Below are 22910 nucleotides of genomic sequence, written 5' to 3'. Positions count from 1 at the left end.
CAGCAAGAAGATCGACCACGTCCTGATATGACAGCGGATAGCGCAAATACCAACCTACCGCACAAAGGATGATCCCGCGTTGAAAGCGGTGGTATCTGAATGGCGATTTGCGCGGCATGCTGGACCTCAAAAGCAAAAAATGGCAAGACACTGCGATTAATGCAACAGTCCCCTTTTTTCTGGTCCAGCTGTCGCCCGGTGATCCGGCCATGTTCTATGTGTCGCCGGATGCGCCGCCTGATGAAGTGGACCGCGTGCGTGAAAGGCTGGGACTGGACCAGCCTGTGATGACGCGCTTCACCTTCTGGCTGGGAGAGGTGCTTCAGGGCAATCTGGGCGTGTCCTTTCATCAGAACCGCCCCGTGCTGGATGCGTTCATGGACGCGCTGCCGGTAACTTTGTGGCTTGCGGGTTTCTCCATGATCATCGCATTGGCGGTCGGCATTCCGGTCGGGTTGCTGTCTGCGCTGCACCCCAATGGCGCGGTGGACCGTTTCAGCACGATTTTTGTGTTTGTCGGGGTGTCGATGCCGAATTTCTGGCTGGGCATGCTGTTGGTATTGCTGTTTTCGGTGACGCTTGGTCTGTTGCCGGCGCAGGGTTTCAACACAACCAGTGCATGGGGCGGGTTCCGCAGCCTGCTATTGCCCGCGATCACGCTGGGCTATTCACAGGCTGCGCTGATTGCGCGTATGACACGGTCCAGCATGCTGGAAGTCATGCGTCAGGATTATGTCCAGACGGCCCGCGCCAAAGGATTACGCCGCGGTGTTGTGTTAGGTAAACATGCCTTTGGCAACGCCCTGAACCCGATTGTGACAGTGATCGGGCTGGCCATCGGGTCGCTTGTTGCGGGTTCCGCTGTGGTGGAAGTGGTGTTCAACCTGCCGGGAATTGGCCGTCTGGTCGTTGATTCTGTCATGCGGCGTGATTATCCGATGATTCAGGGCATTTTGTTGCTGACTGCGGGCATGATTATTCTGGTCAATCTGCTGACGGATCTGCTGTATGCGCTTATGGACCCGCGCATCCGGTATGACTGACAGCCTGCCTGCCTGCGCGCCCCTCATGATTGATGCGCTGCCTTGCTGTCGGATGGTGCCTCGCGCCGGTCCGTCATGCCGTAGTCGCGCATGACATGGGCGATGCGCAGCCGGTAATCGCAAAACACCCCGCCGCGCCCGCGGACCTGCGTGGCGCGATGGGCGGGGCGGTTGCGCCAGGCCTGGACCGCATCCTCGTCGCGGAAGAACGACAGCGACAGCAGCTTGCCCGGTTGCGCCAGGCTCTCGAACCGCTCGACCGATATGAAGCCATCGATGCTGGCCAGTTCGGCCTTCAGCTTGGCCGCCAGTGCCAGATAGGTGTCGCGCTGGCCATCCGCGGGCCAGACCTCAAAAATCACCGCGATCATGGCCGCACCAGCGTGGCATGCGGTGCCGATGCGAGTTTCAGAAACATCCGGTCCTCCCGCCGGATGAACTGTTCGCGTCGGGCGAATTCATAATTCCCGCGCCCTGCCGGGTCTGCGGCCAGACGCGCGCGATAGGCCTCATAGGCGGCCAGATCGGGCAGGTGATAGACGCCGTAAGCGACAGTGCTGGACCCTTCATGCGGCGCGAAATAGCCGACAAGATCGGCACCGCAGCGCGGAATCGCTTCGCCCCATGTTCTTGCATAGGCCTCAAACTCTGCACGTTTGAAGGGGTCGATCTGGTATCGGATAAAGCAGGTGATCACGGTTTTGTCCTTTCCAAAGCGCGGCCCGGATGCGGGCCACTTCCAACTCTCTACAACCATTGGGCGCGCAGATGTTTCGGCCGGGGCCGAACTGTTCGCGGATGACGAACGCCCGACGGGTTGTTAAACTGCGCCATGGCAAACATGGTATCCGGCAACACGATAGCAGAGGTGGCGCGCCTGATCGGCGATGCGGCGCGCGCCAATATGCTGGCCGCGCTGATGGGCGGTCAGGCGCTGACGGCGGGCGAGCTGGCGCGCCATGCCGGGGTAAGCGCGCAGACAACCAGCGGGCATCTGGCGAAACTGACAGCGGCGCAGCTTCTGGCGGTGGAAAAGCAGGGGCGGCACCGGTATTTCCGCCTCGCCTCGTCCGAGGTGGCGCAGGCTATTCATGCGCTGATGAGTGTGGCGGCAAGCGGCCCGAAGCGTCACCACCCGATCGGCCCGCGGGATGCGGCCCTGCGCCTTGCGCGGACCTGCTACGACCATATGGCCGGGCGGCTGGCGCTGGCGCTGGCCGACAGTCTGGTGCGCGAGGGTCATGTCATTCTGGCCGACGGGGCCGGGATTGTGACCGACGCGGGGCGGTTATTCTTCCGGGATTTCGGGATCGAGGTGGAGGGGCTGCGCACCCGTCGCCCGCTGTGCCGGACCTGTCTGGACTGGAGCGAACGCCGCCCGCATATCGCGGGCCAGCTTGGCGCGGCGCTGCTGGACAAGGTGCTGGACCGGGGCTGGGTTGCACGGGTACCAGAAAGCCGCGCCCTGCGCCTGACCCGCGCCGGAGAAAGCGGGTTCACGGCCACCTTCCGGCTGCCCCTGGACTGGAAGGATCCGCCGCTGCGTCTGGCGCCATGAACACCCATCTGGCGAAGGTTTCATCGGACATGGACCGGATGACAGCGCCAATCGCCGCCGTTGCGATCACCGCGAAAACCAGCCGCCCCAGCAGAACACCACTGACATCGGCACCAAGCGCCATGACGATCAGCGTGTCTTCGATGATACTATGTGCGAACCCCATGAAAACGCAGGACAAAAACACCTGACGCGCCGATACCGTGCCTGACCGCGCTTCACGGATCAGCAACCCGCCGCCATAGGAGATGCCGAGAAACAGGCCCACGGCGGTCAGGTGCCCGGCCTCTCCGCGTATACCGGCAAGGCGGAGCAGGGGCGAGAGAGTTTTCATCATCAGGGCCAGAATGCCGGTCACCTTCAGCAGATCAAGCCCGAAGGACAAGGCCAGCAGGATGACAAGCATCCAGACCATCATTTCCAGCAGCTGCAGGAAAAACCCTGACCATGCCAGTGTTTCGCCTGTCGGGCGCCATGCCGGGTTTACTGGTGCCGACAGCCAGCCCGTAGCCGCAAGCAGTTGGTGCAGCAGGAAGGCATAGAGCACGCCGCCCACGATGCGCAGCAGTGTGGTGGCGATCATCCGTGGCCCTGCTTTCTGGATGATCTTCTGCTCAACCGGCAGGCCATGTGCAAAGAGCAGCAGTGCCGAAAAAACCGTAACTTCAGCCACGCTGAGCGATGATACAGGTACCAGCACGAAAACCAGCGGCACGGCGCCCCAGATGCCGACCAGCATGCCGCTGAGCCAGGCCAACCCCAGTTCCGGCGGCAGGCCGACAAGGCGCATCACGGGTGCGAATGCCGGGGCGAGTGCGTCGATCACCCCCATTCGTGACAGGAGTTCCGTGGCAATGGTGATCGGCACGATGATCCGGGCGAGCAGCCAGTAGATTTCAAGTGTGTCCCGCATTTTCTGCAGGGTGGATGGGGGGATAGGCATCAAGGGCTCCTGTAACTCTGCCCTGATCTGCTAACCCGGTCCGCTTGGCATTTGTGGTCAAAGATTGCATCTCCATGCAATTTTATTGCATACTGCACCCGGAAAGGAACTGCGCAAATGGACCGGATCGACAGGAAGCTTCTGAACCTGCTGCAGCGCGATGCATCGGGCACGAATCTGGATATGGCCGAGGCGGTCGGCCTGTCGCCCTCCAGTTGCCTGCGCCGGGTCCGGCGGCTGCGCAAGACGGGTATCATCGACCGTATTGTTGCGATCCTGAACCCGGCCAGAACCGGGCGTGTGCTGAAGGCGATCGTCACGGTTGAACTGAAGCTTCACGGCGAGCAGCACATGCGCCGATTTCTGGATCTGGTAACTGGTGAAGAGGCGGTTTCTCAAGCCTATGCCGTGACGGGGGAAACCGATGTCGTTCTGATCCTGCATCTGCGGGACATGGAAGAATTCGACGCCCTGTGCGACCGGCTGTTCCGTGACCGCACCAATGTCGCCCGCTTCTTCACCATGATGGTGATTCGCACTGCAAAAGATGAAACGGCCATTCCATTGTGAACCGGGTGTAACCAGAAGCCAGTGCAATACGGGGGGCGGGTGCAGTTGTGACGGATTGCGCCAGTGCCGTGCGTCTGTTTGTCAGTACAAGAACCCCGACAGAACGTTACTGCACTGCGCGTTCAAGTATGCTTGCCAGCGGCAACCCCTGTTGAAGAACTGAAACGGGTTGGCCATCATCAACCACAATATAGGGAACACCGCTGACGCCCTGTCGGGAACCCCGGTCAATGTCGGTCCGGACAGTGCCCCCGAACCCATCGGTTTCCAGAACGCGGCGTATGTCGATCCGGTCGAACCCCACCTCCACGGCGAGTTGCAAAAGAACATCCGCGTCGGCAATGTTGAGCCCTTCGGTATGGTACGCACGAAACAGACGCTCGCGCATGGCATCCGCCAGCCCGGCATTGTTCGCGAAGTGAGAGAGGCGGTGCGCGTCATACGTGTTGACGGGAAGTGCGCGGTGCAGGTGGAGATCAAGCCCTTCATCCCGGCCCGTTGCAATGATCCGCGCAATTCGGGCTTCTGCTTCGTCCGTGTCCGGATACCACCCGCGCATGGCCTGGGCAGCGGTTGGACCGGGAACCTTGCTTGCATCGCGATCAAGCTGGTAGCTGCGCCAGATGATTGCCTTGCCCGCCCCGCGCGGAAGCGCCGCAAGCGCGTTTTGCAACCGCCGGTGTCCGATATAGCACCAGGGGCAGACAAAATCGGAATAGACTTCAATACTCATGGCAATACCTCGCAGATTGAGGTGAACGTCTGGCGTGAACCTTGTGTGGAAAGTTCCCGGAATGCGGCCTCCAGCGCGGCTATTCTGCCTTTTGAGTCGGACTCTTTCTCGAAGGAATTGAAGGCGTCTTCGGATTCCCACTCAACAATTGCCCGCACGATTGCGCCATCTGTGCTGGCAAGAAAACGCGCGGAAACATATCCGGGATAAGATGCAACCCATTCTTTCTGGATTTGGGCGAAGGTGGCTGCGATTTTTGCCTGATCTTCGATTTCGGGCGCTGTGTAGTCGATGATGGAATAGAATTCTTTGGGCGCGGTCATTTCAGATCCTTTCGGGCAGCATGCTGACTTGCACGTGTATTTCGGTTATAAGCTAACTATAGGTAAGCCCGACATTCCGACAAGAACGCACTTTTTGGTAAGGGACTGACATGGTGGATGTGAAAAATGCTGGCAGCGCGCAGGGCCCACTCAAGGCGGGTTGCCTCTGGCGCGAAGTCTTCAATCACGTAACAAGTCGATGGGGGTTTCTGATCCTGATTGCCTTGGTTGACAAACCCTTGCGGTTTTACGTTCTGCGCAACAGCGTCGAAGGGATCAGCGAGAAGATGCTGTCGCAGACCGTCAAGCTGCTCATGCGCGATGGTCTGGTGAGCCGACATGTCGAGGAAACCATTCCGCCGCAGGTTTCCTACGCGCTGACAGATATGGGTCACGAGATTGCAGGCAGGCTCGATTGTGTTTCAAAGTGGATTGGCGATCATGTGACTCACATAGAACAGGCACAGGACCGGTTTGACCGCAGGGTACCCTGACAGAAAATCGCATCAGGCGAAGCTGGTTTTACCCCGCGATGCCGCCGGAATCCTTGTGGTCAGAACCATAAGTTCCGCGTTTTGCAGAAACTGGACCGCCGGACTGCCGGAAGCCCCATCCGGTTCGTCCTGAGCTATGCGCCTGCGTTCAGATGAGATATCTTGTAGCTGGCCATAAGGTCGTTGAACTTGCCCCCCTGCACCGCCACGTGGCTGCGCAAGGCGCGCGCGGCTTCGTCCGGTCGGCCATTTTCCAGGGCTGCAAGAATAACGCGATGCTCAGCAAGAGATTGCCCCAGCCGCCCCCGCACGCGCAGTTGCAACCGGCGAAAAGGTTTGAGTCTGCGATGAAGGTGCCGCGCCTGTTCGCTCAGGAAACCATTGCCGGATGCGCTGTAGAGAAGATGATGAAAGCGCTCATTCTCTATGTAATACTGGTCATGGTCATTTGCTGCTACAGCGGATTCGCACGCAATGACCGTCTCATGAAGCGCGGCCAGATCCTGGGGAGAGATACGCCGCGCGGCCAGTCTGCCGCAAAACGCCTCCAGTTCGGCCATGACTTCGAACATCTCTACCATTTCGGTCAGGCCGGGGTGGCGGACAAAGGCGCCGCGATGGGGCACCAGTTCCAGTAATCCTGATGCGGCAAGGTTATGAAACGCCTCTCTCAGGGGTGTTCTGGAACAGCCGAACCGTTCCGACAAAGCCATTTCATCAAGCCGTTCGCCATTGGTCAATTCGCCCGTGACGATCATTTGCTCAAGCGTTTCACGTATCTTGTCTGCTCTGCGCAACGACATGCATATTCGCCCCTTTAACGCGATCTGTCCTAGTTTACGTGACCATTTTGTATTTCACAATCCAAATATTGTATACAAAACTAGTTGACACCGCATGCAAAATTGCATTTCTTGTGTTCATCATTGTTGAGGAGCAATGCAAGACGTGCATGTTTCTGGAATGCGCGCATTTTCTGGGAGGAAGATATGAGACTTTTTGCAATGGCCGCTGCGTCTGCATTTGCAGTAACGGCGATTCTCGGGGCCAGCAGCGCTGATGCCCAACAACTGCGCCTGTCACATCAATGGTCAACAGCGGATCTGCGACATCAGGTGGCGCAAATGATCGCTGATGATCTGGAAGCTGCCGATGTCGGGCTGTCCATACGGATTTTCCCTTCGGCCTCTCTTTTCTCTGCGACCGAACAATACACACCGGTTAGCCGTGGTCAGCTGGACATGACGGTTTATCCGCTGTCCTATGCCGGGGGTCAGCGCCCGGAATTCAACCTGACGCTGATGCCCGGTCTGGTGCGCAATCATGACCATGGCGCGCGGCTGAACGATTCTCCCTTCATGGAGCGGCTGGAAGAACTGATGGCCGAAGACGACATCATGGTGCTTGTCCATGGCTATCTTGCTGGCGGTTTTGCGGCCAAGGGCGGATGCATTACACGCCCCGAGCATATGCCGGGCCGCAATGTGCGCGCGGCAGGACGGGCGTTCGAGCAGATGCTGGCAGCAGCTGGCGCGTCGATCTCGTCCATGGCATCGTCGGAAATCTATAACGGCATGCAGACCGGTGTTCTGGATGCGGTCAACACATCGTCTTCGTCCTTCGTGTCGTTCCGCCTGTATGAACAGGTTGACTGCTACACACCGGCCAGCGATGTGGCCCTGTGGTTCATGTATCAGCCGCTTCTGATGAACAAATCCACTTTTGACGGGCTGAGCAGCGAACAGCAGGAGGTGCTTCTGGAAGCTGCGGCAAAAGCAGAAGCGTGGTACCTGGAACAGGCCAAGCTTGATGACGTCCGTTCGGTCGAGGTTTACCGCGAGAACGGCGTCGAGATTGCCGAGATGACAGGTGATGATTTCGAGGCGTGGCGCGCGCTTGCGATGGATTCGGCCTATGCGGATTTCCTGTCGCAGGTTCCGAATGGTCAGGAATTGCTGGATCTTGCCTTTGAGGTCGAGTGACCTGCACATGAACCGGGGCGCGCGGCCAAAGCTGCGCCCCCAGGCCCTGTCCCTTAGTTTATCAGGAGCTTGAAATGGCCTTGACGACCGCTGACGCCGGGTGGCGCCGCGGCGCAGGAGTGCTCATCCGCGGTATCGGGGGCCTTTCCACCCTCTGCGGCTGGATCGCTGCGTCCATGATCCTTTCATCGGTGTTCATCACCTGTCAGATGATCTTTGTGCGCTTCGTGCTGCGCCAGTCCACAATCTGGCAGACCGAAACCGTCATTTACCTGATGGTTGCCGCCACGATGCTGGGCCTGCCCTATGTGCAGAAACTGCGCGGGCATGTGAATGTCGATCTGCTGCCGCTGTGGCTGCGCCCGCTGCCGCGCAAGTTTCTGGCAATCCTCGTGCTGTTTTCGGGCATTGCGGTGCTGGGGATCATGGCATTCTATGCGTTCGAGCATTGGCATATCGCATTTCAGCGCGGCTGGCGGTCGTCAAGCGTCTGGGGCCCGCCCTTGTGGATACCCTATCTTGCCATGCCGGTAGGGTTCGCACTTTTCATTCTGCAATTGCTGGCCGATCTTCTGGCCTTGCTTATGGGCCGTGACACGGCCTTCGGACTGGAGGCTGACTGATGGACCCGCTTGTACTGGGCGCTCTTGTTGCCTTTGTCACCATTGCCGTGCTGTTCTCTGGTGTTTCAGTTGCCACAGGTCTTCTGATTGTTTCAGGCATATTCCTTGCGCTGTTCGAAGGGATGTGGGCGCTGGAGCTGATGCCAGAGAAGTTCTTCGGCAAACTGAATTCCTTTGCCCTGCTGTCGATCCCGATGTTCATCATCATGGGGTCGGCCATTTCATCCACCCGCGCGGGCGCGGATTTGTATGAAGCGCTGGAACGCTGGCTGACGCGCATTCCGGGGGGGCTGGTCATGTCCAACCTTGGGGCCTGCGCGTTGTTTTCGGCGATGTCGGGGTCCAGCCCCGCCACCTGCGCGGCGATCGGCAAGATGGGCATTCCCGAAATGCGCAAGCGCGGCTACCCCGAAGAAGTTGCCGCAGGGTCTATCGCTGCGGGGGGTACGCTGGGCATCCTGATCCCGCCATCCGTGACGATGATTGTTTACGGCATCGCTACCGAAACCTCTATCGGGCGGCTGTTTCTGGCCGGGGTGTTGCCGGGGCTGATGCTGGTCAGCCTGTTCATGGCGTGGTCGGTCTGGTCAACATGGCGCAATACCGGCCTGTCGGTCATGTCGGACAGGCGCTACAGCCTGCGCGAAAAGCTGGAAATCCTGCCGCGTGTCGTGCCTTTCCTGTTGGTGATCATCGGTGTGCTTTATGCCATGTATGGCGGCATCGCCACGCCGTCTGAAACGGCGGCAGTGGGCGCACTTCTGTGCCTGTTGATGGCGATTGTCATCTATCGCATGTGGTCGCCGAAATCGCTTTGGGTGGTGCTGCGCGATTCCACGCGCGAGTCGGTGATGATCCTGTTTATCATCGGCGCGGCAGGGGTGTTCAGCTATATGTTATCGGCGCTGTTCATCACCCAGTCGATTGCGATGTGGATATCTGATCTGGATGTGAATCGTTGGGTTCTGATGGGCGCGATCAACGTATTCCTGCTGATCGCAGGCTTCTTCCTGCCGCCGGTGGCGGTGATCCTGATGGCCGCGCCGATCCTGCTGCCAATCATCCTTGCTGCTGAGTTCGACCCATACTGGTTTGCCGTGATCCTGACGATCAATATGGAAATCGGTCTGATTTCGCCGCCCGTGGGGTTGAACCTGTATGTCATCAGTTCCATCGCACCGGATATCAAGCTGAAGACTATCCTAAAGGGGTCGATGCCATATGTCGGCTGCATGGTTCTGGCCATCGTGATCTTGTGCGTCTTTCCGGGGATCGCCACATGGTTGCCAGATATGATTATGGGGCCAGTACGATGATGGGGATAAGCACCATGACACGGACAGGGTATCTGGGCGATCTGCTAAGCCAACTTGTCGAACGCCGCTTTGCGCCGCTGCGCGTCACATCCGGCAAACCGATTGAGGAAATGTGCGCAGCCCTTCTCGCGGGGGAAGGCGAAGTCTCGACCATGCGGCTGGCGCGCGACATTCTTGCGGTCTATGCGCGGATGGACAATCAGGGCAAGCGCGCGTTCTTTACCTATCTTGCCAATGAACATGACATCACCCCTGATGCCGTGGCGCGAGCCGCACATGACTACGGTACAGCGCGCGATGCCGAGCATCTGAAGATGCTGTTGCGGGTGGCCGAACCCCGGCGGCAGGAATTGTTGCGCCGCCTGAACCACGCCCCCGGTGCCACTGTAGAACTGGTGCGCATGCGTCGCGATCTGCTGACATTTCTGCCCGAGATACCCGCGTTATCCCGCGTTGATCTGGATTTTGCGCATCTGTTCCAGTCATGGTTCAACCGTGGCTTTCTGGTGCTGCATCAGGTGACATGGGACAGCCCGGCCCGGTTGCTGGAAAAGATCATCGAATACGAAGCGGTACATGCCATCGGTGACTGGGAAGCCTTGCGCGCGCGTGTTGACCCGAAAGACCGGCGCTGCTTTGCCTTCTTTCACCCCGCCATGCCCGACGAGCCGCTGATTTTTGTCGAGGTTGCGCTGGTCAAGGGCGTGCCCGGTTCGGTACAGCATCTGCTTGCGCATGACCGCAAACCGCTGGACCCGGCACAGGCGGATACGGCAACTTTCTACTCTATCTCCAATTGTCAGTCAGGGTTGAAGGGCATCAGCTTTGGCAATTCGCTGATCAAACAGGTGGTGGCGCTCTTGCAGCAGGAACTGCCGCATCTGCGCCAGTTCGTCACCCTGTCGCCCATTCCGGGCCTTGGGGCGTGGCTGCGCGAGCAAGAGCGTGCGGGCGATGACGCCGCAAAAGCCTTGCTTGCCGCCCCGCAGCCGATGAGCGAGGCGTTGCAGACCAGCCTGCGCCGCCTTGCCGCGCGCTACTTGCTGGAGGTGAAGGGCAAACATGACCGCCCCCGCGACCCTGTGGCGCGGTTTCATCTGCATAATGGGGCGTTGATTCACGAAATACACGCCGAAGCCGATATTTCAGAGCGGGGCCTGGCGCAATCCTGCGGCGCTATGGTGAATTACCTCTATGACCTCGATAATGTCGAAAGCCATCACGAGAGCTACGCCACCCAAGGCAAGATCGCCGCGACCCGCACTGTACGCCAGCTGGCGCGTGCAGCACAGGAATGACGAAAGCCGCAACACGCGTGGCCTAAGATAAGGAGTCCCCTTCCATGACCAATCCGCTGTATGACGCCTTGTTCGCCCCACAGGCCGGACAGGACAGGCCCTTCATGACCCTGCCGGGGGGCGACCAGCTTAGTGCCGCGGATTTTCACGACACGCTTGCACGCTTTGCCAACGCCTTGCGCGCGCTGGATGTCGGGCCGGGCGAACGTGTGGCGGTGCAAGCGTCAAAATCACCGCAAATGCTGGCCATCTATGGGGCGGCTGTTGCGTCTGGTGCGGTGTTCCTGCCGTTGAATTCGGCTTATACGCCTGAAGAGCTGGAATATTTCATAACTGACTGCGGCGCGCGGCTGTTGCTGGTTGACCCTGCGCGGATTTCCGCACTGACGCCTTTGGCCGAAAAGCTGGGTGTGCGTCTGGAAAGTCTGGGCGAAGGGGGCAGTTTTGATGCACTCGCAGATACGTTGCCCGCGAGCTTCACGCCAGAGCCGCGCAGCGACGATGATTTGACAGCGCTGCTCTATACCTCGGGGACAACGGGGCGTTCCAAGGGCGCTATGCTGAGTCAGCGCAACCTGCTGTCGAATGCGGAGGCACTGGTCGATCTGTGGCGCTTCACATCTGAGGATGTGTTGTTGCATGCGCTGCCGATTTTCCACACGCATGGGCTGTTTGTTGCCAGCAATGTTGTGCTGCTGTCGCGCGCGCAGATGATTTTTTTGCCGAAATTCGAACTGGATCAGGTTTTCGCGTTTCTGCCACAAGCCACCACAATGATGGGCGTTCCTACCTTCTATACGCGGCTTCTGGGGGATGCCCGGCTGTGCCGCGAAACAGTTGACCATATGCGGTTGTTCGTCTCTGGCTCTGCGCCGCTGCTGGCGGAAACCCATCGCGAATGGTCCGAACGCACCGGCCATGCAATCCTGGAACGCTATGGCATGACTGAAACCAACATGCTGACCTCGAACCCATATGAGGGCGCGCGGCGCCCCGGCACTGTCGGGCATCCCTTGCCCGGTGTCTCGTTGCGTATCGCAGACCCGGAATCCGGCGCGGCGCTGCCACAGGGCGAAACAGGAATGATAGAGGTACGCGGGCCGAATGTGTTTCAGGGCTATTGGCAGATGCCGGAAAAAACCGCCGCCGAATTCCGCGCGGACGGGTATTTCATGACCGGCGATCTGGGCATGATTGACGATCAGGGCTATGTGAACATCGTGGGCCGGGCGAAAGACCTCATCATTTCTGGTGGCTATAATGTTTACCCCAAGGAGATTGAACTGGTGCTAGATGACATGCCGGGCGTTGTGGAAAGTGCTGTGATCGGCCTGCCGCATCCCGATTTTGGCGAAGCGGTGGTTGCGGTGTTGGTGCCGGACAAGGCAACACCGGATATCAGCGCGATAGAAAGTGGCTTGTCAGACAAACTGGCGCGCTACAAACAACCCAAAGCCTATATTGTTTTGCCCGAACTTCCGCGCAATACCATGGGCAAGGTCCAAAAAGCGGCATTGCGCAATGACTATGCCGCCTATTTCAAGGAATCTGCGCAATAAGCAACACATGCACGGTGATTTCCGCGTAACCCGGCGGGCCGGAGATGGTAAATCGGCATTGCCAAGTTGTTTATGTGGAATACTCAGATTGATGAGTGCCGATGGAAATACCACCGTCAATGCCGCGCCTGAAGGGCTTTCGCCATCCTCGTGAGATCATCGCCTACGCGGTCTGGGCCTACCATAGGTTCGCGTTGAGCGCCGCGGATGTAGAGGACCTCTTGGCTGAGCGGGGCGTCATCATCACGACGAACCTTGAATTCGGCGAGTGGGTCTCTGTTTTCGGCGATGCCAAGATGACCATCGCGCTGCTTGACCGGGTCACCCACCACTGCAGCATCATCGAGACCGGCAACACGTCCTACCGTTTCGCCCAAAGCAAATCTCGAACAAAACCCTGAACCAGAAAAAGCAAAGCCCACAGACGAGCTTGCTACATGGGGGCCGCTCGCCTGTGGGCTTTGCTCCCCCTGAGGTGGGTCATTTTTAAATGATCACGCTGGGTCAGTTTTGAATGCAGATTGACATTCCACATAAACAACTTGGCAATGCCATCTCCGCTTCAGTGCACAAAGACGGCCCCGGGCCGGTTTCCCGGGGCCGCAGCACTGTCATCACGGTTGCATGCGTTCCGCGCACCGGTCGACCCAGTTCCGGATAGCTGGCGCGTCGGGAAGCAGATCAGGAAACCAGTGGAACGGTGAGCTGCACAGCATGTCCGCCGCAGTGAACCGGTCCCCCAGCAGGAACGGCCCCGTGTCCAGCGCCTCGGCTAAACGCGCTTTTACCGCGTCAAAATCGCGAAGCGAAGCAGTGAACGCGGGGTGGCTCAGTTCTGCCCAGTGCAGAATGATGACGGGCTCCATCACACCCTGATAGTAAAACAGCCACGACAGGTAAGCGCCCCGCCCCGCCTCGCCGGGCAAAGGGCCTAGCTTGGCGTCGGGATAAGCGTCAGTAAGATACATGATAATAGCGCCGCGTTCGCGCAGCATCTCGTTGCCATCGACCAGATAGGGGACTTTCTTCTCCGGATGCGGGTTATCCGGATCGGGGCCACCCGAGCCGTCTTGGCGCGGGATGATGACCTCGCGAATTTCGATATCGGCATGCAGCATCCGGACGAGTGTTGCGATCGTGTCGGATCTTGATTGCGGCGCGTGGTAGAGGACGGGCATCATGGATTTCCTTTAAGTTTCGATGCGCCTAGCATATTCTGGGCCTGCTGACAGAACAGGGCAGTATTGCGATGGCACGACAGGACCGGCTGATGCGTCTTATGAACGCGCTGCGGCGGCTTCCCGCACCGGTCACGGCCGCGCGGCTGGCTGAGGAAACGGAAATCTCCCGTCGGCAGCTTTATCGGGACATCGCTACGCTTCGGGCCGGGGGGGCGCTGATCGACGGCGCGGCGGGGGTGGGATACGCTCTGACGGAAGACCCGGTCCTGCCACCCCAAAGCTTTTCGCAACTAGAGATAGAGGCGTTGATGCTGGGGATTGGCAGTCTTGGTTTTCTGGGTGATGCGACGCTGGCGCGCGCTGGCCGCGATGCGGTTGCGCGGATTATTGCAACCTTGCCTAATCGTCAGGTCCATCAGGCGATGCACACAGTGATGCGGACCTGGTGCCCGGCTGACACGCGCCCCGATGTGGCGATCGACATGGACCTGTTGCGGCAGGCCTGCTGGGAGGAGTACAGTCTGTGGGTGCGCTATTGTGATTTGAAAAACCAAGTCAGCGAACGAGAGGTCTGGCCGCTTGGCATGTCCTATGGCCCGGAGGCGCTGATGCTGCTGGCCTTCTGCCAATTGCGGCGGGACTATCGGGTCTTCCATGTCTCTCGAATTGAATCTCTGCGACCGGGCGGAACCAGCTTCCGGCCTCGCCGCGTCGAACTGTTGCGCGGTTTCACATCGCGCCGGATGGAAGAAAAACAAGGTCCTCCGATATGCACGGAAATGCCCCGCCAATCCTGACGTTCGCGACCGTCCCTTGGCTTCATCGACACCCCGTTCCTTGGCGTCGCCGGACTTTCGCCCTTTTGGGCGGATTGGGGCGGAACTGACCGGGTTGCGGTGTATTTTTTGTTGTGCGCGACAGCGTGGTTTGCCGTCGGCGGCAGGTTTCAGGCGGCCCCGGACGCAAAACCGCGTATCAAGGTCCGACGTGCCGAATTTCGTATTGAACGCGGATGCGGCAATCTTGCATCCCGAAACTTGCAAGGATTCCGGCCTCGGCGCCCTCGATGCGGTTGCGCATGGAAAGAAGGCCGGTAATCCTGTCTTGCGCGACAAGGTTCATCGCAAGGCTGAGTGACATGTCAACGCAGGTGCCGTCCTCGCAGGTTCGGCTTGCCAGATTGTCTGACAGCCCGTTGTTATTTCATTCAGCGTACGCCAAAGCCATGTCCCGTCCAGTGGGATCAGCGGCTCCGACCCCGGATCCATTGGACATTCGTCCCGTCCACCATAGCGCCGGTGGATGTCGCCCAAATCGCGCGAGGTGCGAAAGGTGGTATTGGCAGAACGGTCAATCACCAAGTTTTCAGACAAGCTGACAGCGCCAGCGGCGCTTTCTCCGAGCAGGATCGGGAATAATCCGGCATCGCTGATGTCAAAGCAGGTGCACCCCTGTCCTGTCCGGCAGACGGCCCCGCCCATCTGGGCCTGCGCGATCGTGGGCAGCGCAGAAATGACGACGGCGAAAAGCAAATGGCGCATGGTCATTCCTCCAGATGAGGGACAAGAAGTTGATGGGCGTCCTGCGCGGTCAATCCGTCCAGCGGCGTACCGTCCAGCGCGACCATTTCCGGCGATGGCTGCGCAGGCTTGCTACTTGGGCGGTCGGTTGCCCCGCCAAGCGCGCCCATCAGCGTGGTTGCGCCCATTTGCAGGGCGGCCTCCATCCCGTCTGATGCGCCGGTCATCCACGGGGGGCCGGTCCAATCGTCGCCGGGTCCGGCAACCTTGCGCACTATCGCGCCCGTTGGTGGTGTCAGGGGGGTATGCGCCAGAAAGACCATGCCCCGATAGGCGTCGTCCCCGTATTCCGTGCCGGTAAAAACAAGGCCGGTATGCGCGTCAGGGCCGATCATGGTCAGATTCAGGGTATCGCCAGCGACCACGCCCGTGACATCACCCGACAGCCCTTGAAGCGGGCCAACGGTCGGGGCGGTGGTAAAGTTGCCCCCAATCGCCAGCTGGCCCGCATCCTGCATGAATTCCGCAACGATGAAATAGCTCTGATCGTCCGGTTGGCCGGGGGTATCCAGCGCGAAGAACCACACGCCCTGCAAGTCTCCCGCTGCGAGCAGCACCTCTTCGTTGCCACCCATCGCATCTGCTTCGGGAAGGGCGGCATGGCTGGCAAGCGATCCGATGATGACGCCCGCCAGCATCCCTTCGCTGTCGTTGAACGCCTGTGTCACGCAGATCTCATCACCCGAAAGCGTGGGTTGGCAATAAACGGTCTGGGCCTGCCTTGGGTTCACCAGCAGCGGCACCTGGCCATCTGACAGCCGCACGATCTCGAAGGACGGACGCTCAGCGCGGACACCGGCTGCTGTCTCGTATTGCAGCGGTTCTGTCATGCCGTATCCTGACAGAAGGGTAAGGGCCAGATCATGATCCGGCAAAACAAGATCACAGGTCATCAGGGAGGCTGCGTCGCAGCGCTGAAACAGCGTCCCAAGATCAGCAGATGGTGGTACTGGCGCGCGCACCACCAGCGTTTCCTGCGCCACCACCACATGGCCGCGCAACGGGTCTTCGGCAACGTAGCGCAGGGTATAGTCGCCTTCCGCGTCAGGGGCGGTCAGGGCAACGGGTGCCCCTGTGACATAGGCCCATGACCAACCACCCGACATGTCGGAGTCATTGCCCTGCGTGATGATATCCACCCAGTCGCCACTGTGCAGCGGGCCGCTATAGGCGACCGGCACGCTTTCGCCGGGTGTCACCACCACGGGAAAGGACAGGCTGGCAGTGTCGTCATCAGTCGGGGCAGCGGACGCAGGCACCGCGGTCAGGTCCATCACCCCCGAGGTGCAGCACGGGTTCGCGAACCCGTCCGGCACGCCGGATTTCGTCCAGCACACAGCCTGATCGCCTTGCAGGCCGGGATTGACATAGGTCCAGGACTGGCAGGACGGATCGCCCGCGCAAAGTGCCTGACACATCAGCGGATCAGCAACGGTCATGGGCGTTTGGGTGATGTCCATTCCGGGACGGTCGATACCCGGTTCCACCGTGCCCCTGCGGGCGGGATTTGCGGCCGGGGTGCCGGATGACGCGTGCGACGACGTTTGCGAAGTTGCCGCCACGACCAAGGATTGCTCGGCAATCACATGCTGCCCGGCGGTGGGATGATTGATCGCGTAGCGCAGGACATATTCGCCCGGTTCAGGCACCCAGATCTGACCGCTGCGCCCGTCCGCCATATCATGCACAAACAGCGCCGATTTCGATTTTAGCCAGTCGAAATCATAGTTATCCGGCACGGATATTTCCAGATATGTCTGATAAGCGTCCCCCGGCACAGCTCCGTCCACCGCGACATCCATCCAGGTCTCGGGCGCAGATGTGTCAGGTGCCGTGATACGCACGATCTCACGCAGGCGCGCGATCTCGATCAGATCGGCAATGATCTGCTGCGCAATGGCTTCACTTTCCGACGTCAGCAAACGCGCATCAGGTTTCAGACCGGACACGAAAAATGTGCCGCCATCCAGAAAAGAATTGTCCCGACGCAATGTCAATTCCGTGCCATATCCGATCAGTGCGCAGCGCGCGTTTTCGACAAAATATGATCCCGCTGGTTCAAAGCTGAAGGCCGCGCAATCTGAATTGGCCGTACACAGCGCCTGACAGGTTTCTGGCCGTGAACCCGGTGGCATTTCCTGCCGTTCCCCCCGCCAGCCCGACCCCCCGCCGTCACCTGTCGTCATGAGCAAGGAAAACGGCAGCCATTCCTGCCCGCCCGCACCGCTCCAGTCAGGGATCGGGGGCGGGGGTGGGGTACCTTCGGCTGACATGATTGTGCCGGGTATCAGCGTGTCGGGACAGGGATCAACGCCTTCTGGCCCGCCAAACCCAAGCATGTCGGGGGTCACATTGCCCACCAGTTCGACCCGGCGGTTCTGTGCGCGCCCTGCATCGGTGCTGTTATCCGCCACGGGGCGGTCAAAACTGAATCCTTCCGCCAGAACTTGCGCAGCGGGGACACCTGCAGAGACCAGCCAGTCGCGCACCGCCTGCGCACGCGCTTCGGACAGGCGCTGGTTATAGTCATGGCTGCCGATTGTGTCGGTATGCCCTTCCAGCCGCCAGTCGCCCCCAAGCGTCAGAATCGCATCGCGCGCGGCAATCAGCGCGGGCAGACTGTCAGGCCGCAGGGTGGTGCGGTTGAAGTCGAAAGTGACGCCCTGAAGCGCGACACGCCCTTCGGATGCAAGGGCTTCGACCAGTTGCGTACATGCCATTGGCTGCACGGTAAATGACTGGGCATGTGCGATGCCGGGAAGAGCCAGACTTACGACGATCGCAGCAACACCACGAAAGCCTGCAAGCCGCTGAGAAAAAAGACGCGATGAGTTCATCATGAAGCCGCTGCTGATTGTTTCCCACTCATATAAATCTCGTATTGATCAGTCCGACAACTACCATATGGTATAGACATGACGCGGTTCAAAAATTCCGATTTCCAGCGCCAGCATGATGCGCTGATCAAGTCTATTGCGGCACGGCTCTCGGAACGCGGGCCGGACGCGCCGCTGGTATCCGAAATCGAGCTTGCGGTCTCGCTGCTGAATGATGTGCATCCGCGCGGGGTGGCACAGCGTATCTGGGTCGTGGTCTATCCAGATGGCGCCATGATCGATTGCAGTGCGGGCGCGGCGGCTGAATTCGGGCTATCGCGGCCAGGTGACAGACCTGATGGTCTGGGTGACCGGCTTGCACGCGCGCAGGGTGATACCGAACTCGTCACTCTGATAGACTTGTCTGGTTGTGACCGCATCATGGTGGCGACGCGCATGCCCGACCAGCAAAGCTGGCAGCTTGAAGAAACCCGCACGCCCATCCTGAAGGGATTTCACCGTACAATCGCTGGCCTGTGGCAACTGACGCCCGCTGAGACGGATATCGCCGAGGCACTGTTACAAGGAAAAGCGCCTGACGAGATCGCAGCAGAAAGCAGTCGGGCGATCGGGACCGTGCGCCAGATCATCAAGGCGCTGATGGCCAAGATGCAGGTGCATTCGCAAGCACAGACTGTCGCGCGGTTGTCTGTTGTGGCGGTTGCGCTGGCACAGCAATCCACGACCACAACAGAACTTCCCCGACGTTGCAGGCAGTTCTATCAGGATGCCACGAACAGCCCGCTTGTTTATTGGCGCTATGGTGAAGCCCAAGGTGAACCTGTTCTTTTCTTTCATGGCGCGCTGTTCGGAATTATCGGGCGCGCCAATACCGCAACGGAGGCCCGGATGTTCGGGCTTGATGTCATTGCACCGGAGCGACCTGGCTATGGGGATACGAAGCTGCCGCCGGGCGCGGACCCTGTCGCTCTTGCGATAACGCGGGCGTGCGCAATCCTCGACTTCGAACGTATAGAGCGTGTCCAGATCATCGCGCATGATGTGGGCAGTGTCTTCGCATTTGCCTTTGCGCGGGCCTATCCTGATCGGGTGAGCCGTATCATTTGTGCGCCTGCAACCCCGCCGATGATGGGATGGGCGCAGACAGCCGACATGCCGCCCTTGCATAGGGTGAGTGCGTTTGCCGCGCAAAAGGCTCCTGCGATGATGGAAATGCTGATCGGGTTGGGTTTGAAACGGATCGAGCGCGAAGGGCTAAGAGCGATTCCGCAGCTGATATTCGCCGATTGTGAACATGATCGCACGGTCATGCTGAGCCCGGAGGCTTATCCGATCATGGAGGCATTGTATCTGTCAGCGGTAGAGCAGCGGGCGACAGGCTTCCTGCAGGATATGCTTCTTACCAATCTGAACTGGTCTTCGTGGTTGGGCGATATCAGGTGTCCGGTCGTGCTTATGCACGGGACAAAAAGCCGGACCGTGTCTGAAAACGCATTGCGTGTCACTTGTGCGGCATTGTCCGATGCAACACTGACAATTATCCCGGATGCGGGTCATACGCTTCCAATCACGCATCCAACGCACACTCTCCGGCAGGCACTACAGCAGCGAAGCAGTTCTGGGTAGAAACACCGCATATCCGGGGTTCATGTCCGGATGGTCGGGGCCATTTGCCGGATGTCTGTGTCGTGCTCGAACACATCACACAACGACCAGTCGTTTCGGAAATGGCGCGGTTTGCGCTTTCGCTCGTCGGGCTGGGATTACCTCAGCGGTATCCAAGGACGCGGAGCGTTTTCTGCCATCTTTCCCCTGGAAAGCCCGCTGATTTTGATACTGGCGCCGTGCTGTTCATGTCTACAGTATTGCCTGTCGCCCGGTTCATCACTGTTGTCTTCAGAGGTCAGGCCATACAGGCCGAAAACCGTGTGCGCCCAGGGGCACAATTCCGTCACAGAACAGGCGGGCGGATGCGTATTCAGAATCTCCAAAACTGGTATGAAAAAACAAACCAACTGGATGCAACTTTAAGTTGTGCAGTCTAAATCTGCATGCTACCTTGAGCGTGTTTTGCAAAGGATAAGGCCTGATGAGCATTTCGACCAGAACCCCCGAAACAGTATCCATTGACGCACAAGGCAACGTGTTCAACGTAGAAGTGCGTGGTCAGGGCGATGTTATCGTTCGGGCTGACGCCGATTCCATCACGACAGTGTCGCGGATTGGGAATGATCTCGTTGTAGGCTTGTCAAACGGTCAAACGTTTCGAATCGAAAACTATTTTCTTAATGAAGATAATATCGAAGTTTTCTTCGTTGATGATGACGGCACCGTCCTTCGATTGAGTGAGGTTCGGGGGGGTGGCGATGACCCGTTGCTTCTTCACCTGGTTGAGGCTTCCGCAGCGGATGGAAGCGCTATCGGTGCGCTGGGGCTGCTCGGGGTCCTCGGGGGCCTGGGCGCTGCGGCGGGACTCGCAGGCGGCGGCAGTGATGACTCGGATGCGGACGCAGACGCCGATGCCGATGCCGATGCGGACGCTGACGCTGACGCCGACGCTGATGCGGATGCAGACGCAGATGCTGATGCTGATGCTGATGCAGACGCCGATGCCGATGCCGATGCCGATGCCGATGCCGATGCGGACGCTGATGCAGATGCCGATGCGGACGCAGACGCAGACGCTGATGCCGATGCCGATGCCGATGCCGATGCTGATGCGGATGCAGACGCCGATGCGGATGCGGATGCGGATGCGGATGCGGATGCGGATGCCGATGCGGATGCGGATGCGGATGCGGATGCGGATGCGGATGCGGATGCGGATGCGGATGCGGATGCGGATGCCGATGCCGATGCCGATGCCGATGCCGATGCCGATGCTGATGCAGATGCAGATGCAGACGCTGATGCGGACGCAGACGCTGATGCAGACGCCGATGCGGACGCCGATGCCGATGCCGATGCGGACGCAGACGCAGATGCGGACGCCGATGCCGATGCCGATGCCGATGCAGACGCTGATGCTGATGCTGATGCCGACGCGGATGCAGACGCCGATGCGGACGCAGACGCTGACGCAGATGCTGATGCTGATGCCGACGCTGATGCGGACGCAGATGCCGATGCGGATGCAGACGCAGATGCTGATGCTGATGCTGATGCAGACGCCGATGCTGATGCTGATGCGGATGCAGACGCTGATGCAGATGCAGACGCCGATGCTGACGCGGATGCGGATGCCGATGCCGATGCCGATGCCGATGCCGATGCTGATGCAGACGCCGATGCAGACGCCGATGCTGACGCGGATGCGGATGCCGATGCAGACGCTGATGCTGATGCCGATGCGGACGCAGATGCGGACGCCGATGCCGATGCAGACGCTGATGCTGATGCTGATGCTGATGCCGACGCGGATGCAGACGCCGATGCCGATGCGGACGCAGACGCTGATGCTGATGCTGATGCAGACGCTGATGCAGACGCCGATGCGGACGCTGATGCAGACGCCGATGCTGATGCCGATGCCGATGCGGACGCAGACGCCGATGTTGAAGCTGTTGATGATCAGGCATCTGTTGAACTGCAGGTCACGCCGACACAGTCAGATCTTGAACAAGAAACCGGCACGGTTGGCAGCCTGTTGAGCCTTGGCGCGCTGGGGGGCACGGTCGAGGTTTCAGTGCTGTCGTCCAGCACTGCCTTCACTTTGGATGTCGCGGAAAATACAATCCGGGATATCACCCTGACAGGTGGCGGCAACGAGTTGCTCGGGGTCAGTCTGACGGGCAATAATGATCTTGACCTCTATGTTTTCCGACAAGAGGCGGGCAGTAGTGAAGCTACGCTGGTGTTCACCGCGACTGACTGGCTTGAATACAACCCTGGAATACTTGGGTTACTTGGCAGCTGGTCAGGCTCTCCATTGGATCTTCCACCGCTGACGGGTGGCGCAACCTATCACATTGTTGTCGGTAACGATGGCGGGTTGCTGGATCTGGGTGCCCTCACGACAATTGGGGTCGAAACGACAGCAAATGTGGAGATTGACTTCCGGCCACCTGTCGAAGTGAGTGGTTCTGTTTCCGGGAACGTCATCGATGGTGACGGCGGTGATGGCGCGGATACTGCCCCTGCAGGAACAGTTGTTTCCGAGGTCGACGGCGTTGTAATCGAGGCTGGTGGGACCGAAATTGTAGGCGCATTCGGGGTACTGACCATCAATCCCGACGGCAGCTACACCTATGTCGTCAATGACACCTTCACAGGCGAGTATGGCGATGTGGACAGCTTCGAATACACAATCACTGCACCCGGTGGCGCATTTGACACCGCGACTCTTGCGATATCGCTTGATTTCGACATCGAGGCTGAAGCCACTCCGCTAGCTGAAGGCATGGCGATGGAGTTTTCCAGCGTCGCGGGTGTCGAGGATAGCGATGGCGGAGAGGAGTATGTGTTCGGAGAGGGCCCGGACGTTGTGACCTATGAATTCCTGGAGGAGGGAGGCGGGAATGATACCATTCTCAACTTCAACCTTGAGGAAGGCGACGCAGTGGATCTCTCCGGTCTGATACCCGATGCCACACCAGAGACGCTTGAGTTGTTTGTCTCCGTTTCCGAAGTTGACGGCAATACACTGATCGCTGTCGATCCGGGTGGGGAGGGCAATTTCGAGACGTTGGTTACATTGGTCGGCGTGACACACACACTGAACGAACTCGAGGAAGGACTCCTGGGTAACAGCTTGGTATAAAATTGAGCGCAGTTACTCCATATAAAATGTCGGTAACCGCAGGCCTTGCCTGCGGTTTCCTTGCCCTTATTGCTGTTGTGGGATGTGATAAAAAATCCCCGTCAGAATTGA

General features: G+C 59.2%; 22 protein-coding genes and 1 pseudogene. 13 read left to right on the top strand and 10 right to left on the bottom strand.

Annotated elements, in window-relative coordinates:
• A pseudogene (locus tag PUT78_RS23865) lies at positions 1-118 on the bottom strand (IS6 family transposase); the annotation flags it as partial.
• Between PUT78_RS23865 and PUT78_RS18300 the strand changes: the two are divergent.
• Complete coding sequence (locus tag PUT78_RS18300; protein WP_274353714.1) at positions 117-1043, top strand: ABC transporter permease; 927 nt, start codon at positions 117-119, stop codon at positions 1041-1043. The pseudogene PUT78_RS23865 and the gene PUT78_RS18300 sit on opposite strands and share 2 nt — an antisense overlap.
• Before the next feature lie 23 nt (positions 1044-1066).
• Here the strand turns inward: PUT78_RS18300 and PUT78_RS18295 are convergent, their stop codons facing one another.
• Both PUT78_RS18295 and PUT78_RS18290 read right to left on the bottom strand, forming a co-directional pair.
• The gene (locus tag PUT78_RS18295) at positions 1067-1414 is read right to left on the bottom strand and encodes an antibiotic biosynthesis monooxygenase family protein (RefSeq protein WP_274353713.1); all 348 of its coding nucleotides are present in this window, start codon (positions 1412-1414) and stop codon (positions 1067-1069) included.
• On the bottom strand, positions 1411-1740 hold the full coding sequence (locus PUT78_RS18290) for an NIPSNAP family protein (RefSeq protein ID WP_274353712.1): 330 nt from the start codon (positions 1738-1740) through the stop codon (positions 1411-1413). The genes PUT78_RS18295 and PUT78_RS18290 overlap by 4 nt, the downstream gene beginning before the upstream one ends.
• 135 nt (positions 1741-1875) lie before the next feature.
• Here PUT78_RS18290 and PUT78_RS18285 point away from each other — a divergent pair, with 135 nt between their 5' ends.
• Entirely contained in the window at positions 1876-2601 is a 726-nt protein-coding gene (locus PUT78_RS18285) for an ArsR/SmtB family transcription factor (RefSeq protein ID WP_274353711.1), read from the top strand.
• Here the strand turns inward: PUT78_RS18285 and PUT78_RS18280 are convergent.
• Positions 2540-3544 (bottom strand): nucleoside recognition domain-containing protein, encoded by a 1005-nt coding sequence (locus tag PUT78_RS18280; protein WP_274353710.1) that lies wholly within the window; start codon positions 3542-3544, stop codon positions 2540-2542. The two genes, PUT78_RS18285 and PUT78_RS18280, sit on opposite strands and share 62 nt — an antisense overlap.
• A gap of 117 nt (positions 3545-3661) precedes the next feature.
• Here PUT78_RS18280 and PUT78_RS18275 point away from each other — a divergent pair, with 117 nt between their 5' ends.
• Complete coding sequence (locus PUT78_RS18275; protein WP_274353709.1) at positions 3662-4114, top strand: Lrp/AsnC family transcriptional regulator; 453 nt, start codon at positions 3662-3664, stop codon at positions 4112-4114.
• A gap of 106 nt (positions 4115-4220) precedes the next feature.
• On the opposite strand, the gene PUT78_RS18270 is transcribed toward PUT78_RS18275, so the two are convergent.
• Entirely contained in the window at positions 4221-4847 is a 627-nt protein-coding gene (locus PUT78_RS18270) for a DsbA family oxidoreductase (RefSeq protein ID WP_274353708.1), read from the bottom strand.
• A complete protein-coding gene (locus PUT78_RS18265; protein ID WP_274353707.1) occupies positions 4844-5170 on the bottom strand; it encodes an antibiotic biosynthesis monooxygenase family protein in 327 nt (108 codons plus the stop codon). Before PUT78_RS18265 ends, PUT78_RS18270 begins: the two co-directional genes overlap by 4 nt.
• A gap of 110 nt (positions 5171-5280) precedes the next feature.
• Here PUT78_RS18265 and PUT78_RS18260 point away from each other — a divergent pair, with 110 nt between their 5' ends.
• Entirely contained in the window at positions 5281-5664 is a 384-nt protein-coding gene (locus tag PUT78_RS18260) for a winged helix-turn-helix transcriptional regulator (protein ID WP_274353706.1), read from the top strand.
• A gap of 134 nt (positions 5665-5798) precedes the next feature.
• Here the strand turns inward: PUT78_RS18260 and PUT78_RS18255 are convergent, their stop codons facing one another.
• Positions 5799-6467 (bottom strand): GntR family transcriptional regulator, encoded by a 669-nt coding sequence (locus tag PUT78_RS18255; protein WP_274353705.1) that lies wholly within the window; start codon positions 6465-6467, stop codon positions 5799-5801.
• Between the two features lie 186 nt (positions 6468-6653).
• Here PUT78_RS18255 and dctP point away from each other — a divergent pair, with 186 nt between their 5' ends.
• The 6 genes from dctP (at position 6654) to PUT78_RS23860 (ending at position 12843) form a co-directional block, all read left to right on the top strand.
• Positions 6654-7646 carry a TRAP transporter substrate-binding protein DctP gene (dctP, locus tag PUT78_RS18250; protein WP_274353704.1) on the top strand — a complete coding sequence of 331 codons (993 nt, stop codon included), beginning with the start codon at positions 6654-6656 and terminating at the stop codon, positions 7644-7646.
• A gap of 74 nt (positions 7647-7720) precedes the next feature.
• Complete coding sequence (locus tag PUT78_RS18245) at positions 7721-8269, top strand: TRAP transporter small permease subunit (RefSeq protein WP_274353703.1); 549 nt, start codon at positions 7721-7723, stop codon at positions 8267-8269.
• A complete protein-coding gene (locus tag PUT78_RS18240) occupies positions 8269-9585 on the top strand; it encodes a TRAP transporter large permease (protein WP_274353702.1) in 1317 nt (438 codons plus the stop codon). The genes PUT78_RS18245 and PUT78_RS18240 overlap by 1 nt, the downstream gene beginning before the upstream one ends.
• A 14-nt stretch (positions 9586-9599) precedes the next feature.
• Positions 9600-10883, top strand: a complete 1284-nt coding sequence (locus PUT78_RS18235; RefSeq protein ID WP_274353701.1) for a malonyl-CoA decarboxylase — start codon at positions 9600-9602, stop codon at positions 10881-10883.
• Between the two features lie 44 nt (positions 10884-10927).
• Positions 10928-12442: a malonate--CoA ligase gene (locus tag PUT78_RS18230; protein WP_274353700.1), complete on the top strand. Its 1515-nt coding sequence runs from the start codon at positions 10928-10930 to the stop codon at positions 12440-12442.
• A gap of 101 nt (positions 12443-12543) precedes the next feature.
• Complete coding sequence (locus PUT78_RS23860; RefSeq protein WP_420793522.1) at positions 12544-12843, top strand: ATP-binding protein; 300 nt, start codon at positions 12544-12546, stop codon at positions 12841-12843.
• A 213-nt stretch (positions 12844-13056) separates the two neighbouring features.
• On the opposite strand, the gene PUT78_RS18215 is transcribed toward PUT78_RS23860, so the two are convergent.
• Positions 13057-13623, bottom strand: a complete 567-nt coding sequence (locus tag PUT78_RS18215; RefSeq protein WP_274353699.1) for a glutathione S-transferase family protein — start codon at positions 13621-13623, stop codon at positions 13057-13059.
• An 89-nt stretch (positions 13624-13712) separates the two neighbouring features.
• Between PUT78_RS18215 and PUT78_RS18210 the strand changes: the two genes are divergently transcribed.
• On the top strand, positions 13713-14420 hold the full coding sequence (locus PUT78_RS18210) for a helix-turn-helix transcriptional regulator (protein WP_337994702.1): 708 nt from the start codon (positions 13713-13715) through the stop codon (positions 14418-14420).
• A 321-nt stretch (positions 14421-14741) separates the two neighbouring features.
• Here PUT78_RS18210 and PUT78_RS18205 read toward each other — a convergent pair whose 3' ends face one another.
• Together PUT78_RS18205 and PUT78_RS18200 are read right to left on the bottom strand one after the other, a co-directional pair.
• Positions 14742-15164 (bottom strand): hypothetical protein, encoded by a 423-nt coding sequence (locus tag PUT78_RS18205; RefSeq protein WP_274353697.1) that lies wholly within the window; start codon positions 15162-15164, stop codon positions 14742-14744.
• 2 nt (positions 15165-15166) lie between these two features.
• Entirely contained in the window at positions 15167-18043 is a 2877-nt protein-coding gene (locus PUT78_RS18200) for a PAN domain-containing protein (protein ID WP_274353696.1), read from the bottom strand.
• Positions 18044-18118: 75 nt separating this feature from the next.
• On the opposite strand from PUT78_RS18200, the gene PUT78_RS18195 reads away from it, so the two are divergent.
• On the top strand, positions 18119-19666 hold the full coding sequence (locus tag PUT78_RS18195; RefSeq protein ID WP_274353695.1) for a bifunctional helix-turn-helix transcriptional regulator/alpha/beta hydrolase: 1548 nt from the start codon (positions 18119-18121) through the stop codon (positions 19664-19666).
• Positions 19667-20129: 463 nt separating this feature from the next.
• Positions 20130-22799: a BapA/Bap/LapF family prefix-like domain-containing protein gene (locus PUT78_RS18190; protein ID WP_274353694.1), complete on the top strand. Its 2670-nt coding sequence runs from the start codon at positions 20130-20132 to the stop codon at positions 22797-22799.
• The last annotated feature ends 111 nt before the right edge of the window (positions 22800-22910 follow it).

This window comes from Roseinatronobacter alkalisoli, from assembly GCF_028745735.1.
Taxonomy (GTDB): domain Bacteria; phylum Pseudomonadota; class Alphaproteobacteria; order Rhodobacterales; family Rhodobacteraceae; genus Roseinatronobacter; species Roseinatronobacter alkalisoli.
This window is presented reverse-complemented; position numbering and strand designations above follow the sequence as displayed.

What these genes read in the sequence shown, in the direction of transcription:
- PUT78_RS18300 (WP_274353714.1), top strand. Translation starts at nt 117, where the DNA reads ATGCTGGACCTCAAAAGCAAAAAATGGCAAGACACTGCGATTAATGCA.
- PUT78_RS18295 (WP_274353713.1), bottom strand. Translation starts at nt 1,414, where the DNA reads ATGATCGCGGTGATTTTTGAGGTCTGGCCCGCGGATGGCCAGCGCGAC.
- PUT78_RS18285 (WP_274353711.1), top strand. Translation starts at nt 1,876, where the DNA reads ATGGCAAACATGGTATCCGGCAACACGATAGCAGAGGTGGCGCGCCTG.
- PUT78_RS18280 (WP_274353710.1), bottom strand. Translation starts at nt 3,544, where the DNA reads ATGCCTATCCCCCCATCCACCCTGCAGAAAATGCGGGACACACTTGAA.
- PUT78_RS18275 (WP_274353709.1), top strand. Translation starts at nt 3,662, where the DNA reads ATGGACCGGATCGACAGGAAGCTTCTGAACCTGCTGCAGCGCGATGCA.
- PUT78_RS18270 (WP_274353708.1), bottom strand. Translation starts at nt 4,847, where the DNA reads ATGAGTATTGAAGTCTATTCCGATTTTGTCTGCCCCTGGTGCTATATC.
- PUT78_RS18265 (WP_274353707.1), bottom strand. Translation starts at nt 5,170, where the DNA reads ATGACCGCGCCCAAAGAATTCTATTCCATCATCGACTACACAGCGCCC.
- PUT78_RS18260 (WP_274353706.1), top strand. Translation starts at nt 5,281, where the DNA reads ATGGTGGATGTGAAAAATGCTGGCAGCGCGCAGGGCCCACTCAAGGCG.
- PUT78_RS18255 (WP_274353705.1), bottom strand. Translation starts at nt 6,467, where the DNA reads ATGTCGTTGCGCAGAGCAGACAAGATACGTGAAACGCTTGAGCAAATG.
- dctP (WP_274353704.1), top strand. Translation starts at nt 6,654, where the DNA reads ATGAGACTTTTTGCAATGGCCGCTGCGTCTGCATTTGCAGTAACGGCG.
- PUT78_RS18245 (WP_274353703.1), top strand. Translation starts at nt 7,721, where the DNA reads ATGGCCTTGACGACCGCTGACGCCGGGTGGCGCCGCGGCGCAGGAGTG.
- PUT78_RS18240 (WP_274353702.1), top strand. Translation starts at nt 8,269, where the DNA reads ATGGACCCGCTTGTACTGGGCGCTCTTGTTGCCTTTGTCACCATTGCC.
- PUT78_RS18235 (WP_274353701.1), top strand. Translation starts at nt 9,600, where the DNA reads ATGACACGGACAGGGTATCTGGGCGATCTGCTAAGCCAACTTGTCGAA.
- PUT78_RS18230 (WP_274353700.1), top strand. Translation starts at nt 10,928, where the DNA reads ATGACCAATCCGCTGTATGACGCCTTGTTCGCCCCACAGGCCGGACAG.
- PUT78_RS23860 (WP_420793522.1), top strand. Translation starts at nt 12,544, where the DNA reads ATGGAAATACCACCGTCAATGCCGCGCCTGAAGGGCTTTCGCCATCCT.
- PUT78_RS18215 (WP_274353699.1), bottom strand. Translation starts at nt 13,623, where the DNA reads ATGATGCCCGTCCTCTACCACGCGCCGCAATCAAGATCCGACACGATC.
- PUT78_RS18210 (WP_337994702.1), top strand. Translation starts at nt 13,713, where the DNA reads ATGCGTCTTATGAACGCGCTGCGGCGGCTTCCCGCACCGGTCACGGCC.
- PUT78_RS18205 (WP_274353697.1), bottom strand. Translation starts at nt 15,164, where the DNA reads ATGCGCCATTTGCTTTTCGCCGTCGTCATTTCTGCGCTGCCCACGATC.
- PUT78_RS18200 (WP_274353696.1), bottom strand. Translation starts at nt 18,043, where the DNA reads ATGATGAACTCATCGCGTCTTTTTTCTCAGCGGCTTGCAGGCTTTCGT.
- PUT78_RS18195 (WP_274353695.1), top strand. Translation starts at nt 18,119, where the DNA reads ATGACGCGGTTCAAAAATTCCGATTTCCAGCGCCAGCATGATGCGCTG.
- PUT78_RS18190 (WP_274353694.1), top strand. Translation starts at nt 20,130, where the DNA reads ATGAGCATTTCGACCAGAACCCCCGAAACAGTATCCATTGACGCACAA.